Annotated in this window: 15 protein-coding genes; 7 read left to right on the top strand and 8 right to left on the bottom strand. The window is 53.2% G+C overall.

Annotated features, from left to right (window positions below):
• Nucleotides 1-67: 67 nt before the first annotated feature.
• From yccX to NP589_RS01955, 3 genes are all read right to left on the bottom strand, one after another.
• Nucleotides 68-340, bottom strand: coding sequence for an acylphosphatase (gene yccX, locus NP589_RS01965; protein ID WP_256605447.1), 273 nt, complete (start codon nucleotides 338-340; stop codon nucleotides 68-70).
• Nucleotides 337-2,532 carry a bifunctional 23S rRNA (guanine(2069)-N(7))-methyltransferase RlmK/23S rRNA (guanine(2445)-N(2))-methyltransferase RlmL gene (gene rlmKL, locus NP589_RS01960; protein WP_256605446.1) on the bottom strand — a complete coding sequence of 732 codons (2,196 nt, stop codon included), beginning with the start codon at nucleotides 2,530-2,532 and terminating at the stop codon, nucleotides 337-339. Before rlmKL ends, yccX begins: the two co-directional genes overlap by 4 nt.
• A 154-nt stretch (nucleotides 2,533-2,686) precedes the next feature.
• Entirely contained in the window at nucleotides 2,687-3,682 is a 996-nt protein-coding gene (locus NP589_RS01955; protein ID WP_256605445.1) for a hypothetical protein, read from the bottom strand.
• 437 nt (nucleotides 3,683-4,119) lie between these two features.
• On the opposite strand from NP589_RS01955, the gene NP589_RS01950 reads away from it, so the two are divergent.
• Entirely contained in the window at nucleotides 4,120-4,683 is a 564-nt protein-coding gene (locus tag NP589_RS01950; protein ID WP_256605444.1) for a chemoreceptor glutamine deamidase CheD, read from the top strand.
• Between the two features lie 543 nt (nucleotides 4,684-5,226).
• On the opposite strand, the gene NP589_RS01945 is transcribed toward NP589_RS01950, so the two are convergent.
• The 3 genes from NP589_RS01945 to NP589_RS01935 form a co-directional block, all read right to left on the bottom strand.
• Nucleotides 5,227-5,874, bottom strand: coding sequence for a hypothetical protein (locus NP589_RS01945; RefSeq protein ID WP_256605443.1), 648 nt, complete (start codon nucleotides 5,872-5,874; stop codon nucleotides 5,227-5,229).
• Between the two features lie 637 nt (nucleotides 5,875-6,511).
• Nucleotides 6,512-6,997: an FKBP-type peptidyl-prolyl cis-trans isomerase gene (locus tag NP589_RS01940; protein WP_256605442.1), complete on the bottom strand. Its 486-nt coding sequence runs from the start codon at nucleotides 6,995-6,997 to the stop codon at nucleotides 6,512-6,514.
• A gap of 36 nt (nucleotides 6,998-7,033) precedes the next feature.
• Nucleotides 7,034-7,624: a transglycosylase SLT domain-containing protein gene (locus NP589_RS01935; RefSeq protein WP_256605441.1), complete on the bottom strand. Its 591-nt coding sequence runs from the start codon at nucleotides 7,622-7,624 to the stop codon at nucleotides 7,034-7,036.
• A gap of 66 nt (nucleotides 7,625-7,690) precedes the next feature.
• Between NP589_RS01935 and NP589_RS01930 the strand changes: the two genes are divergently transcribed.
• On the top strand, nucleotides 7,691-8,323 hold the full coding sequence (locus NP589_RS01930) for a PilZ domain-containing protein (protein ID WP_256605440.1): 633 nt from the start codon (nucleotides 7,691-7,693) through the stop codon (nucleotides 8,321-8,323).
• 36 nt (nucleotides 8,324-8,359) lie between these two features.
• On the opposite strand, the gene NP589_RS01925 is transcribed toward NP589_RS01930, so the two are convergent.
• Together NP589_RS01925 and cyoE are read right to left on the bottom strand one after the other, a co-directional pair.
• A complete protein-coding gene (locus NP589_RS01925; protein WP_256605439.1) occupies nucleotides 8,360-9,358 on the bottom strand; it encodes a glycosyl transferase family protein in 999 nt (332 codons plus the stop codon).
• Nucleotides 9,355-10,245 (bottom strand): heme o synthase, encoded by an 891-nt coding sequence (cyoE, locus tag NP589_RS01920; RefSeq protein ID WP_256605438.1) that lies wholly within the window; start codon nucleotides 10,243-10,245, stop codon nucleotides 9,355-9,357. Before cyoE ends, NP589_RS01925 begins: the two co-directional genes overlap by 4 nt.
• A 107-nt stretch (nucleotides 10,246-10,352) precedes the next feature.
• On the opposite strand from cyoE, the gene NP589_RS01915 reads away from it, so the two are divergent.
• From NP589_RS01915 to NP589_RS01895, 5 genes are read left to right on the top strand one after another with little or no spacing between them, the layout of a single operon-like run.
• A complete protein-coding gene (locus tag NP589_RS01915) occupies nucleotides 10,353-11,723 on the top strand; it encodes a M16 family metallopeptidase (protein ID WP_256605437.1) in 1,371 nt (456 codons plus the stop codon).
• Nucleotides 11,713-13,011 (top strand): M16 family metallopeptidase, encoded by a 1,299-nt coding sequence (locus tag NP589_RS01910; RefSeq protein ID WP_256605436.1) that lies wholly within the window; start codon nucleotides 11,713-11,715, stop codon nucleotides 13,009-13,011. Before NP589_RS01915 ends, NP589_RS01910 begins: the two co-directional genes overlap by 11 nt.
• Nucleotide 13,012: 1 nt before the next feature.
• Complete coding sequence (gene rsmD, locus NP589_RS01905; protein ID WP_256605435.1) at nucleotides 13,013-13,597, top strand: 16S rRNA (guanine(966)-N(2))-methyltransferase RsmD; 585 nt, start codon at nucleotides 13,013-13,015, stop codon at nucleotides 13,595-13,597.
• A gap of 26 nt (nucleotides 13,598-13,623) precedes the next feature.
• Complete coding sequence (gene coaD / locus NP589_RS01900; RefSeq protein ID WP_064037190.1) at nucleotides 13,624-14,109, top strand: pantetheine-phosphate adenylyltransferase; 486 nt, start codon at nucleotides 13,624-13,626, stop codon at nucleotides 14,107-14,109.
• A 2-nt stretch (nucleotides 14,110-14,111) separates the two neighbouring features.
• The gene (locus tag NP589_RS01895; protein WP_020484474.1) at nucleotides 14,112-14,357 is read left to right on the top strand and encodes a YfhL family 4Fe-4S dicluster ferredoxin; all 246 of its coding nucleotides are present in this window, start codon (nucleotides 14,112-14,114) and stop codon (nucleotides 14,355-14,357) included.
• Nucleotide 14,358 lies beyond the last annotated feature (1 nt).

Raw genomic sequence — 14,358 nt, 5'->3', positions numbered from 1 at the left:
CCAGGTTAAAGATTGAGAAGTAGATGTTAAGTGGAGCGAATCAAAATGTCGCCCGACATTAGAGCACCTACCTAACCTCAAACATCTCAAAATGCTCGTCCACCTCATACGGGGTGGTGATTACTTCGCTAACCTTGGCCAATATCGGCCCCTTATGACACCATGCTACCAGCTTTTGTAGTTCGTCCGGATGGCCGCTGGCGACGATTTCGACACTGCCGTCGGCCAGATTTCTGACAAAACCTTTCACATTCAACTTCACCGCCTGCTTTTGGGTATAGGCGCGAAAATACACGCCCTGTACCCGGCCCTTGACGATGATGTGCAAACACTCGCTCATCGTGTAATCCTCCAGCAATAATGAATTTTTTGATCGCGGGCGAAATCCTCCGGAATGGTTTGCGCGCTGATGTCTTCTATTTGCAAATCCGCCAAGGCTTGCCTGTCCAGTTTGAAGCGGCGGAAGTTGGTGGAAAAATACAGCACGCCGTCCGCTGCCAGCAGCGCGACGGCACTGCGCAGCAAGTGCAGATGATCGTTCTGAATATCAAAGGCTTCGTCCATTTTTTTGGAATTGGAAAAAGTCGGCGGATCGAGAAAGATCAAATCGAATTGCGGCTTGTCTTTGGCGGCGGCTTGTTCCGCCAGCCATTCCACACAATTCGCGCGCACTAACTTGTGGTCGCCTTGAATCCCATTCAGGTCGAAATTGCGCTTGGCCCAATCCAGATAGGTATTGGACATGTCAACCGTGACGCTGGACACCGCGCCGCCGACCGCCGCATGCACGCTGGCACTGCCGGTATAGGCAAACAGGTTCAGGAAGCGCCTGCCCTTGGCTTGCTTTTGGATCAACAACCGTATCGGTCGATGATCCAGGAACAGGCCGGTATCCAGATAATCTTCGAAATTCACCCAAAACTTGCAGCCGCCTTCCTCGACCACATGGAAGCGGCCGGACTCGCCCTGTTTTTCGTATTGATCGGTACTTTTCTGCTTACGGCGGATTTTTAAAAACACCTGCTCCTTCGGTATGTTCAATACCTTGGGGATTTCCACCATCGCCCCGGCTAGACGTTGATTGGCCTTGGCCGGATCGATGGTTTTCGGCGACTCGTATTCCTGGACGTTGACCCAGGTCTGCTCGCCCTGATAAACATCCACCGCCACCGCGTATTCCGGCAAATCGGCGTCGTACAACCGGTAGCAACTGATATGGTTTTGCTTGGCCCATTTGCCGATTTTTTTCAGATTCTTGCGCAAGCGGTTGGCGAACATTTCCGCCTGATTATCCGGCTGTTCGGTTTCGGTACGCCGGCTGATTTGGGCTATGCGTTCCTGCTGGGATTTGGCTTTGGGTTCGAAGAAGGTCTGCTCTTCGATATTGAAGCGCAGCAATTTGCACTCCAGCGCGCCGTTGAACAAGGTAATCGGCTTTTGCGAACGTACGCCCAACCTGAAACCCAGCTCCGGGTTGCTGATGATCATCGCTACTTGCCAGCCGACGAAACGTTGTTTCAGCACCTCGCCAAAGCGGCGATACAACTCGGAGGTTTCCGCCTCGTCGCCCAGCCTTTCACCATAAGGCGGATTGCAGGCGATCAAACCTTTGGGCCAACTTTCCGCGGCTGTCGCATCGGCGATGTCGCGCCGTTCGATATGAATCTTGCCGGCCAGACCGGCGTTTTCGACATGCTGCAAGGCTGCCACTACGGTACGCCGGTCCTGATCGAAACCGACGATGACCGGCATTTTGCTCAAGCCGATGTCGCGGCGTTGCTTGGCTTCATCCAACAGGCTTTGCCACAGCGCGGCATCGTGTTTCTTCCAGCCCAGAAAGCCAAAGTAGTCGCGCTGTAAGCCCGGTGCATAATCGGCGGCGATCATCGCCCCTTCAAGCAGCATAGTGCCGGAGCCGCACATCGGATCAAGCAGCGAACCGCCTTGTTCGGCAATTTTCGGCCAGCCGGCGCGCAGCAAAATGGCCGCCGCCAGGTTTTCCTTGATCGGCGCGGCGATGTTGACATCGCGATAGCCGCGTCTGTGCAAACTCTCGCCGGATAAGTCCAGGCTCAGTTGTGCGGTTTCGTTATGTAGATAAACGTTGACGCGAATGCTGGGCCGATCCGTGTCGATATTGGGTCGTTTGTTGAACTTGGCGCGCATCTGATCGACGATGGCGTCCTTGACCTTCAAGGCACCGAAATGGGTGTTGTTGATGGCCGGGTTGTTTTTGCTGCTAAACGAGACCGCCAGGCTGTCGTCGGGCTTGATATGTTCGAACCAGTTGATCTTTTTCACACCGTCGTACAAATCCTGCTGGGATTTGACCTCGAAGCTGCTCAAGGGCAGAAACACCCGGTTGGCGGTACGCGACCACAAACAGACCCGGTAAGCCAAGGCCAGATCGCCATCGAAAGAAACGCCGGCCATTTTTTCGCGAACGTTTTGGCCGCCCAGAGCTTTGATTTCGTTGGCAAGAATGCCTTCCATCGCTTTGGGCGTGGTGGCGAAGAGTGGGTATTGGGTCATGATTTACGGCTGAGTGCGGAATGGTTGGCTAGGATACTAAAATGTCCCGCTACTGAGGCGGATATTTTTATCCCCGGCCCTTAACTTCCCGGTGGTGGTCATTCCGGTGCAAGCGTGATAGCGCGTGGATAATAGGCAAGCCGGCTGTCTGCACTCAGCCTACTTTGCTGCCCAAGCTGCTGATAGCCGAACCTATTGGCCCGGCCAGCATTGGCGCCAATGTCGCGACGATTTGGGGAAGTTGCCGGATGGGGGCGCTGGAAAAGCCGAATTTGTCCAGCCAGTCGGCCAACTCGGATTCCGACCAGTCCGGCAGCGCCTGCTGCAAGGAGCCTTCCGCCTTTATAGTGAGTGCCCAGGAGCAGGGAATGTAAAATGCGGCGATCATCAGTGAGTATGCGGTGCCGCAATACAGCGTGACGGATAGCGCCCATTCGCCTAAGGCTTTCTGTATGGCGGGGTCCGCGGTAAACGCGATGGGCCAACGCAGCCAAACCAGCATATGCAACGCACCCGCCACCAACAAAGCCGAACCCAAGTCGGTTAGGGTTTTCAATTGGGTCATGCGCCGACGTAGAAATCGTCTGGGATCGGTTGTTTTACTATGCGAGAGTTCGGTTAACAAACTACAGCCGGCCAGCATGACGAAAATCGGTGCAATCGCCGCCAATACATTCACTAGCGTAACCAGAGTGGTGATGGAGGCCAGATCGGTTTCGGTAAAACGAGCGGAATTGTGTAGGCCGGCATGGGTAATTCTAAAAATCAGCCCGAGGTTCGAATCAGGCACGGTGCTGGCCCAGAGCTGGGCCAGCCCGACCACGGATAATGTCGCGCCGGCCAACAGGAAGCTCATGAATCCCTGTGCGGACAAGACCGAGCGCATGATTATAATACTGGTCGCCATCACGGCAATTGCCAACGCGCCGAATAGCAACACCGCTGACAACCAGGTAACGCGAGCATGGTTTATATTGAACGTGGCGGATGATAACTCGGCCGGGGTATTTAGTTGCGGGTGGAGTGTTTCGGCTACTGCTGTGAACCCCAATCCGCCGAATTCCAGAATCGCCAACGCCATGCTATATACCAGTAGCGGTGCCAGCGCAAAACGTAGTGCTCTCGTTTCCGAGAAGTCTAGGGTGTTCATGGTAAGTGCCTTTGGGGTAATGTTGCGGCGCCCTGTCGATAGAGTTTGAACTGAGGTGCTTACAAGGAGTTTAACGGAATTATTCACCAAGGTCTCGAGTTTGCTGGGGGCGTATTACTGGTGCGACGGCTCGTGTTGCAGTTTGTCTGACGCAAAGCAGCCATGCGCCAATCCTGAGCAGCGTGCACCAAAACGGCCTAGGTGCGGACTCGTGTGGCGATCCTTGCTCCGATGCCGGTCCAAGCCTTGTTATGGCCGGTAAATCCTCAGCGATGTGTCGAAGCGTTTTACAATCGTCCCGACAGTGTGCGGCAATGAATTGCTAAAGATTTGAGGTGGCAGCCGAATTTTGTATTGGCCGAATTCTTGCTAAATATGTATTGGCACCAGGACATTCGACAGATTAACTTCCCACAACATTTAACACGGCCGTGGCTATGTATCCGCAAAAACGCTCCGAAACCTACTACGATCCCCACCAGCGCATCCGCGCCTTCAAGATAACGCCCGGCGAGTATTGCGTTATCAAATCCGCGGAAGTGATCGTCACCGTGTTGGGGTCCTGCGTTACTGCCTGTATCCGTGATCGTCGCCAGGGCATAGGCGGGATGTATCACTTCATGGTGGCTAACGTGAACGAAGACCAACGCATGGAGAACATAGCCAATGCCGGCATGGACAAGTTCATCAATCATCTGGTCAATATGGGCGCGCAAGCGGCTGATCTGGAAGCCAAGGTGTTTGGTGGCGGTAATATTCTTAACGGTCTGAAGCGCGATAATGTCGGCGCCCGCAGCGCGCAATTCTTGCGTGGTTATCTGGCCAGTCGGAACATTCCGGTCGTCGCGGACGACATGCTGGATATTTATCCCCGCAAGGTCTACTTCTTTCCGGAAACCGGCAAGGTACTGGTGAAAAAGCTTAAGGATATTAAAAACGAAACTATTTTGTTACGGGAGCAGGCGTATTCGGAGTGGTTGTTTGCGGGGAAATTGGCGTAGCGGTGTTTGTTTTGGTTAAGCTTGTTGGGTTTGTGTCGCTGACGCGACGGGTGTTTTAGAAGTCGGTTCTCGCACCGACAGGCGAGATACTTTCGTTACGAAAACCCTCCCTGGTTTTCGCCCTTCGGGCCAGCCTATCGGCTGTTCAAATTCGTTCCAGACGAATTTGTGCTTGGCCAAAAGAAAGTATCCAAAGAAAAGGCGGCCCGAATGCCGCTTGTTTCCTGCGTTCCTCGCTTTTGAACGGGATTGCCGAAAGGGGCTTCCTGCCCCTTCGGCAACGCGCCGCATCCCTGCGGCGCCCCTAGCGGGCTGATCCGTTCAAAAGCTCCGGTGCTCGGCGCGGCATACGGGAGAAAACCCTCGCGCGATTTGCAGAATTTGAGTTTGCAAAAATGTAGCCTAAGGGGAGTAGCTCCGAATAGCGAAGCGTATTCGGAGGAACGAAGGAAATACCGGGCATCGTTTGGCTTATTGGCGACAACGCAGAGCAGCGTAATCCAACATGCGTCCGATTACGCTCCGCTAATCGGTTCTAAGGCTCTAAGGCCATTTTTTCTTTCTAAGTACATAGGCTCTATCGTCCCAAATCCATTCGAGAAACTCTTGCATTTGAGGAAATGGAGGCTCTCGGCCTCCGCACGCATACGCCTTGTGGCTAACGTCGGATGTTAGGTCGCGTAGTTCTGTAAGCATCTTCATTATGTAGAGGACGGCGTAGCGAACCGCTTGATCATGAAGTTCGGGCAGTGCCAGTGCTTGCTCCGTCGTGAGAGACTGTTTGTCTAGTCCTTGCATTAAAGTAATAGCTTTCTCTGCAAGCGCGCTGGATACTGCGTTTGCTTGTGAGAGTATCCGGTCCTGCTTCGTTTTGGATACATCCTTCCTGAGAATGGACGTCATCACATTGTTCCAGTGCTCAAGAGGATCTGTCTGTGTTTGAAGCCTGCTCAAGGCGTCTAGGTTGTGATATCTGGTTGTTTGTGCAAAGTCGTTTAGTAAAGCCAGAATCTCCGCAGTTATTGGCTCAAGGTTTTGAATTGGAGTGAGTTTCGAGTTTTCTGCTGCTGAAATTGAGACACATGAAGTATACAGGCCGACAATGTCGTGACCGTATTCTTTCAATTTCTTTCGAGACGGAACTGCAAGTTGGTTCATCATCATGTGATCCATGATGATGATTGCTTTCATCAGTCGTTCTAACCCGACCGATATATTCAACAGTGCTGCGTAGAAGGCTCCTTTGTTATGGACGTGGGCACGCCGAAGTTCTGATAAGCCCGTCGCTAGGCACGAACTGATGAGGTAACCCTCTTGCTGAAGTAACAGGAATGAGGGTGGAAATGCTGGAGGGCTGACCATGTTTGTTCGTATGTCAAACGGGATATTAGATGGTTCCTTTACATTTTTCTGGATTAGACAATATTCACTTTCTGTCAATTCAAGGGACAGTCTAGCTAGAAATGTGTTTTTTCATGACCGGATTGTGTTTCGTCCCTAAAACAACATACCTACATGATGAAGGTTGAAAATCGATTTAGACTGGCTAGGGCTTCGATTTTGGGACGGGTTTATCCCGTATGCCGCGCCGAGCACCGGAGCTTTTGGCGGGATCAGCCCGAAGGGCCGCCGCAGGGATGCGGCGCGTTGACGAAGGGGCAGGAAGCCCCTTTCGGCACCCCCCGGCAAAAGCGAGGAGCGCAGGGAATAAGCGGCATCCGGGCCGCCTTTTCTTTGGATACTTTCTTTTGGCGGAGCAAAAGAAAGTGTCTCGGCTGTCGGGCCGAGACCCGACTTCTAAACAATCAGTCGCGCTAGCGACACCAACTCAGTTGACCTTAATCAACTCAACATCAAAAATCAACGCCGCATTAGGCCCAATATCCCGCCCCGCGCCACGTTCACCATACGCCAGATTGGAAGGAATAAAGAACCGGTATTTTGCGCCTTCTTTCATCAATTGCACGCCTTCGGTCCAGCCGGGGATGACGCGGTTCAAAGGGAAAGTGGCTGGTGCGCCACGGCCGTAGGAGCTGTCGAATTCCTTGCCGTCGATGGTGGTGCCCTTGTAATGGACGGTAACGTTGTCGCTGGCTTTGGGTTGGGCGCCGGTGCCTTCAGTGAATACCAAGTATTGCAGACCGCTCGCGGTGGTTACCACACCAGCGGTTTTGGCGTTGTCGGCCAGAAATTTTTCCCCGGCGGCTTTGTTTTCGGCGGGGGTTGGGGCGTTGGCGTTGGCCAGTGAGAACATAGCAAATCCTGTAATAAATGCGATTAAAATGGCGATGACACGTTGTTTCGTGGATTTCATGAAAACTCCCGTTATATGAGTGGGGCGGCTAGTTTATCAGTTTTTTTGTTCCAGCTCCTGTCGGCAGCTTGCCAGTTGTGCATCGTAACGCAAGGCGCGTTGATGGACTTTTTGTGCGGTATTCAGTAACCATTGCTTGGTTAAAAAGCTGTTGCGCTGATAGCCGCCTAAGCCCTCGTGATAGGTTAAATATAGGTTGTTGGTGTCGGAAGTGGGAATGCCCAGCTTGCGGTTGCTGGTTGCGCAATACCAGGCCACAAAGTCGCAGCTATCGGCAAAATCTTCTCTATCGGCCCAGCCGTTGCCGGCTTTTTGTTGATAGTCCGCCCAGGTCTCGTCCTTGGCTTGCGGATAGCCGTAAGCGCTACTGGAACGAAACCAGGGGATGAAGCCTAGTATCAATGGTCGGGGCGGTTGGGCGTCGGCGACGAAGCTCGATTCTTGATGGATGATGGCCATTTGCACGGCGATGGGTACGCCCCAGCGTCTTGCGGAAGTCAACGTCGCTTGGTACCAATCGTCTTTTTCCCGGAAGATTTGACAGATATTTTCCGGGTTTTTTGGCGGCATGGTTGTGCAGGCCGATAAAACGGCTAGACTTGCGAGACAAATTATTCTGCTTTTCATATCCCAACGAATCAGATTGCAAAAAGGACTTGCCTTTAGGAAGCCCTGCCTAACAGAAGGATTATTATGCCAACGACCGAAAATCGCGCCTATCGCAAAAATCTAGCAAGCCATGGATTGTTATATCTGGGCTTTGAAGAGCACGATATTTGGGTTGTGAATCTGTCTTTGACCGGCTTGTTGGCGCAGTTAAAGGTCAAGCCCCAGGTCAATGGCATCAAAGACATTTTTAATGCATTGCAAGTTTCCCCTATCGTCGATTTTTATCTGCCGGACATGCGCTTGGCCGGCGAGGCCGAAATGGTGCGTGCGGAAGCGACCGCAGAGGGGTTTGAAATTGCCATCGAGTTTCGCAACCTGTCTTACGACACCGACAATTTACTTTACAGCCGCCGCGCCTACCGCAAAAACATGACCGCACCCGGGCATATCGTCTTCAACGACACCGATTACGCGTTCAATACCGAAAATGTCTCGGTGGATGGCCTGATGATACGCATGCTGGGCAGAGTTGAAGTGCCGGACGGCACAGTGGCCAAATTCGATTATAAGCATTTGAATCTGGAAGGGCAGGTGAAAGTAGTTTGGGTCGATCACGACGACATTTCCACGCTGATGGGTCTGCAATACTTGCATATGCAGCGCGATTACATCAAGGGAATTCCCAACTTTAGCCACCCGCCGCTGGAAGCTGGCTAGACTATTTCGCTTTCTAAAACGCGGTCGGCCTGAGATTTAAAACCGTTGCCGATTGCGCGCCGCCCAAAACTCGGTCGCTAATTGCTGAGCGTGTTCTTGGTCATCGGCTTTGCCCAGCAGCTTCAATGCAATGGCGGCAGTCGCTATCACGGTGGCTTCACCGAATTCGTCGGTAAACTCCCCGCGCCAGAATTGTGCCAATAACTGCGGGTCCATGTCTTCGGCTTTCATATGCCGGCGTTCGAACATGGCCGGCCAGGTTTCGTCGTTAAGTTCGCCGTCGTTGACGCTTTGCACCAGACACTCAACGTCCGGATTCCGCTCGGTTTCGCCGCCTTCGCCTTTTAATACCGCCATGTGTTTTTGATTCAGCAGCAATGCCGCTTTTTGATGCACCTGGCGATAGCTGGGATGGAAGATGCCTTGAATGCTGGCTGTGGCGTCGAACGGATTCAACAATCTAACTAAGGTATGCACCGGCGAGCGCAGACCCATAATGGGCCGCAGATTGATCATGTCGTACAGTTTCGGGCAAATATATTCCAGCGATAGATAGCTGAAATTGTCTTGCTGCAACTGTTGGCCGGCTTCGGCAATTGATGTCGCGGCCTTGATTCCCAGGGCTTGCAGCGCATTCTCGGTATACAAGCGGCCTTGGGTGTGACCGCCGGCGCCGTGCATGAATACTCTGATGCCGTTCTCGGCCAGCAGCAATGTGGATAATAAAAACCAGGGCAGATGGCGGCGTTTGCCGGCGTAAGACGACCAGTCCAGATCGACCGCTACTTTGGATTCAAAAGCAAAACTTTCCCGCGCGGCCTGCACGAAGCCGGCCAGCTCTTCGCAGGTTTCTTCTTTCACCCGCATCAACATCAGGAAGGCGCCGAGTTGTATCGGCTCGACCTGGCCGTCGGCCAAGATCATTTGCATCGCCCGGTAGGCTTCGTCTTGGGTCAGCGGCCGGGCGCCTTTCTTGCCCTTGCCGAGTATCTTGATAAATTCCGCGAACGGATGTTCCTGGGTCAACAAGCTCATGAGAATGACAGTGGGAAGTAATGGTCGATCAGTAATGCCGCGAAAATCAGCATCAGATACACAATGGAGTAGCCGAAGGTGCGCATCGCGGTTTTATTGTCTTTCTTACGCATCATTTGAATCGCGTAATAGATAAAGCCCAGTCCCAGCAACACCGCAGCCAGCAGGTAAATAACACCGCTCATGCCGGTCAGATAGGGCAGCAGGGTGGAGATCAGCAACAGGATGGTGTACAGCAAAATTTGCAGACGGGTGAATTCCACGCCGTGAGTTACCGGCAGCATAGGAATGGCAACTTTGGCGTATTCTTCGCGCTTGGCAATCGCCAAGGCCCAGAAATGCGGCGGAGTCCAAACGAAGATAATCAAAAACAACAGCAACGCATGCGGATGCACTTCGCCGGTAATCGCCGCCCAACCCAAAACCGGTGGCGCCGCGCCGGCCGCACCGCCGATGACGATATTCTGCGGCGTCATTTTTTTAAGGTATACCGTATAAATTAGTGCATAGCCGATCAGCGACAAAAAGGTCAGGAAGGCGGTCAGCACATTGATCTTGATGGTCAGGATGGCCATGGCAACAAAGCCGATCAAGCTGGCGAATACCAATACTTGGTGCGAGCTCAAATGCCCGGTAGGCAGAGGTCTATTCTTGGTGCGGCCCATTTGGGCATCGGCTTTTTGATCGATGAAATGATTGATCGCCGCCGCCGAGGAGGCCGCTAGGGCGATGCCTATGCTGCCATAGAAAAAGTTATCCAGCGGCGGCATGTCGGGTACGGCCAGCAGCATGCCGACGATGGCGGTAAACACGATCAATGCCACGACTCTGGGCTTACAGAGTTCTAAGTAGTCTTTCCAGGATAGCGCGGAGGTTGTGTCGGTCATCAAGTACCAAATGGATTTGCAGGTCTTTAAACATATAGAATAACAGTGAACCATTGATTATTAAAATAATCACAAGCGCTCACCATCTTTTAGTCAACGAGGGATTTATGAACTATAGGCTCGCGGCGTTAGCGCTGCTTTGTCCTGCTGTCGCGGCACATGCCGAGGCCGGTAAGGTACACGAACATGTTTTTAGCAACGGCTTGAAACTATTGGTAAAGGAGGATCATCGTTCGCCGGTGGTAGTATCGCAAGTCTGGTACAAGGTTGGTTCCAGTTACGAGCCCGGCGGCATCACCGGCATCTCGCACATGCTGGAACACATGATGTTCAAAGGCACCCAGAAATATCCGGCCGGCGAGTTTTCCCGGATCATCGCCGAAAACGGCGGCAACGAGAACGCATTCACCGGGCAGGACTACACCGCTTATTTCCAAACCCTGGAAAAATCGCGTCTGGAAATCAGCTTTAAACTGGAAAGCGACCGGATGCGCAACCTGGATTTAAAGGCCGAAGAGCTGAAAAAAGAACTGGAAGTGGTTACCGAAGAACGACGGATGCGTACCGACGATCAGCCGCGTGCCAAAGTGCACGAGCAATTCATGGCGACGGCATTCACCAACAGCCCCTACCAAAATCCGGTGATTGGTTGGCCGTCCGATATTGCCAACTACAAAGTCGAAGATCTGCAAGCCTGGTATCAGCAATGGTATGCACCCAATAACGCGACGCTGGTAGTGGTCGGCGATGTCGATGCGCTGCAAGTCGAAAAACTCGCCGAGCAATACTTCGCGCCGCTGCAACCCAGCGTGTTGAAACCGGTAAAACCGCAAGACGAAAGTGAGCAACGCGGCGTGCGCCGGATTACCGTCAAAGCTCCCGCCAAGCTGCCGTATCTGATGATGGGTTATAAAGTGCCGGTGTTAAAAACCGCCAAGCCGGAATGGGAGGCCTATGCGCTGGAAGTGCTGGCTGGCGTGCTGGACGGCGGCGATAGCGCGCGCTTGTCTTCGCGTTTGGTTAGGGGCAAGCAAATCGCGGTAGCGGCCGGTGCGGGTTATGACTTTACCTCGCGCTTGCCTGAGATGTTCCTATTGGAGGCCACCCCGGCGGAAGGCAAAACCGTATTCGATCTGGAATACGCTTTGCTGGACGAAGTCTATCAATTGAAGAACGAGCTGATAGCCAAGGACGAATTGCAACGCATCAAGGCGCAAGTATTGGCCAGCGCGGTATATCAAAAAGATTCCAACTTCTATCAGGCCATGCAATTAGGCACGCTGGAAACCGTGGGTATCGGTTGGCAGAAAGCCGACGAGTATGTAGACAAGATCAACCAAGTCACCGCCGAACAGGTCAGGGAAGTGGCGCGCAAATACTTGATCGAGGATACGCTCACCGTCGCTTATCTCGACCCGCAACCGATTACTCAAGCCGCCAAACCTGCAAAAGCCATAGGAGGCCATCATGCGTTTTAATTTCATCGGCTTGGCACTATTGCTGTTGAGCCAGACAGTCTGGTCAGCGGCTAAAATCGAAAACTGGCAAACCCCGCAAGGCAGCCGGGTTTATTACGTGCGCACAGCAGGCTTGCCGATGGTGGATGTGCGGGTGGTGTTCGATGCCGGCAGTGCCCGCGACGACGCGCAATTCGGCGTCGCCGCGCTGACCTCCGCCTTGCTGGATAGCGGGGCTGGGGATTTGAGCGCCGATGACATCGCCCAACGCTTCGAATCGGTAGGCGCCAACTATTCGGCCGGCGTCAGCGAAGACATGGCTTGGTTGGCGGTGCGCACGCTAACCGAGAAAGCCTTGTTCGACAAAGCCCTGGCTACCTTCGAAACCGTGTTGAGCAAGCCGGCCTTTAATCAAGCCGACTTTGAGCGGGAAAAAGCCCGTACCCTGGCCGGTTTGAAACACCGGGAAGAATCACCCGGCGAATTGGCCGGCATCGCCTTCAACAAAGCGCTGTATGGCGATCATCCCTACGCACATCCCGAAACGGGGGTGGTGGAAACCGTGGCTGGTTTTAGCGCTGACGATCTGAAAAGCTTTTATCAAAAATACTATGTGGCGGCCAATGCGATGGTGGTTATCGTCGGCGACGTCAGTCGTGAGCAAGCCGAACAAACCGCTAATCAGGTGCTAAGCAAGCTGCCGGTCGGCAGTAAGCCTGCGGAAATTCCGGCGGTGACGATGCCCGGTAAAGCCAGCAAACAGCATATTGAGTTTCCGTCCACGCAAACCCATGTCCTGGTCGGTTTGCCCGGCACGTATCGCAAAGACCCGGACTATTTTGCGCTGTATGTGGGTAACCATATTTTGGGTGGCGGCAGCATGGTGTCCCGCTTATTTGAAGAAGTGCGGGAGAAACGCGGTTTGGCTTACGGCGCTTACAGCGTGTTCGCGCCGATGTACCGTCAAGGACCGTTCATGATGAGTTTACAAACCCGCAACGATCAGACCGAGCAGGCCTTGGACGTATTGCTGAAGACCTTCAACGAGTTTCTGGATAAAGGTCCGAGCGAGAAGGAACTGACCGCCGCCAAGCAAAACATCACCGGCGGCTTTGCGATGCGTTTCGATACCAACAGCAAGCTCACAGACTATGTGGCGATGATTGGCTTTTATCAGCAACCCTTGGATTATCTGGATACCTTTCAAAGCAATGTGGAAGCCGTCAGCATCGAGCAAATCAAGGATGCGTTCAAACGCCGGGTAAAACCGGAGTTGTTGCAAACCGTGACGGTGGGTGCCGGTAAGTAAAATGTCTAACCAAATCCGCATCATCGGTGGCGAATGGCGCAGCCGGCAAATCGTATTCGACGACGCGCCCGGCTTGCGGCCGACGCCGTCGCGGGTGCGGGAAACCTTGTTCAACTGGCTGCAAGTCGATATTTTAAACAGCCGCTGCCTGGACCTGTACGCCGGTAGCGGTGCCTTGGGCGTGGAAGCCGCTTCCCGAGGCGCCAAGCAGGTGGTGCAAGTGGAAAACAACCCGGCCAGCTGCCAGAAGTTACGGGAAAATATTGCTAAACTCGCGGCGACACAGATTCGGGTAGTCCAGCAAGACGTTGGACAATTTCTAAACACGGCGGCGCAGCCTTTCGATTTGGTATTCCTCGATCCGCCGTTCGGACAGGATTTAATCGGCCGGACCTGCCAGCTGTTGGATACCAATGGTTGGCTGGCCAATTACGCCAAAATCTATCTGGAATGCGAACGCAATTGGCCGTTGGACGATTTGCCCGCCGATTGGCGGTTGCTGAAAGCCAAGACCGCCGGCGAAGTCAGCTACAAGTTGCTGCAAAAGCAATCGGATACTTTTGCTGCGGCGAATGGTTTAAAATAAGCCGCTTTTGCCTGTTTCTAAAGCCGATGAACATTACCGCGATTTATCCCGGCACCTTCGATCCCATCACTAACGGTCACCTGGACTTGATCCACCGCGCCTCCCGGCTTTACCAACATGTCATAGTTGCCGTTGCAGTCAGCCGAGGCAAAAAGCCGCTGTTTTCCCTGGAAGAACGTGTGGCTTTGATTCAGGAAGTGGTCACGGAATTCAGCAATGTCAGCGTGATTGGTTTCGACATATTGCTGGTCGAATGCGCCAAGCAACATCAAGCCAGCGTGATCATCCGCGGCTTGCGGGCGGTGTCGGACTTTGAGTACGAATTTCAATTGGCCGGTATGAATCGCCGCCTGTCGCCCGATATTGAAACGGTATTTCTGACCCCGGCCGAACAATACGAATTCATCTCGTCCAGCATGATCCGCGAAATCGCCCAACTGAACGGCGACGTGTCCAGCTTCGTGCCGGATGTGGTCAAACAACGTTTAACCGAAAAATTTTCCGAGGAGTAATCATGGCGCTCATTATTAGCGACGACTGTATCAATTGCGATGTCTGCGAACCGGAGTGCCCGAACGGCGCCATTTCGCAAGGCGAAGACATTTACGTGATCAACCCGTCCCTATGCACCGAATGCATAGGCCACCACGACAAACCGCAGTGCATGGAAGTCTGTCCGGTGGATTGTATCGATAAGGATCCGGATGTGGTCGAGGATAAGGACAGCCTGTATCAGAAGTATTTGAAATTGACGAGTTAGC

Origin of the sequence: Methylomonas rosea (genome assembly GCF_024505055.1) — a bacterium.
GTDB classification, from domain to species: Bacteria; Pseudomonadota; Gammaproteobacteria; order Methylococcales; family Methylomonadaceae; genus Methylomonas; species Methylomonas rosea.
Note: the sequence above shows the minus strand (reverse complement) of the source record. Positions and strands in the feature narration are given on the sequence as shown.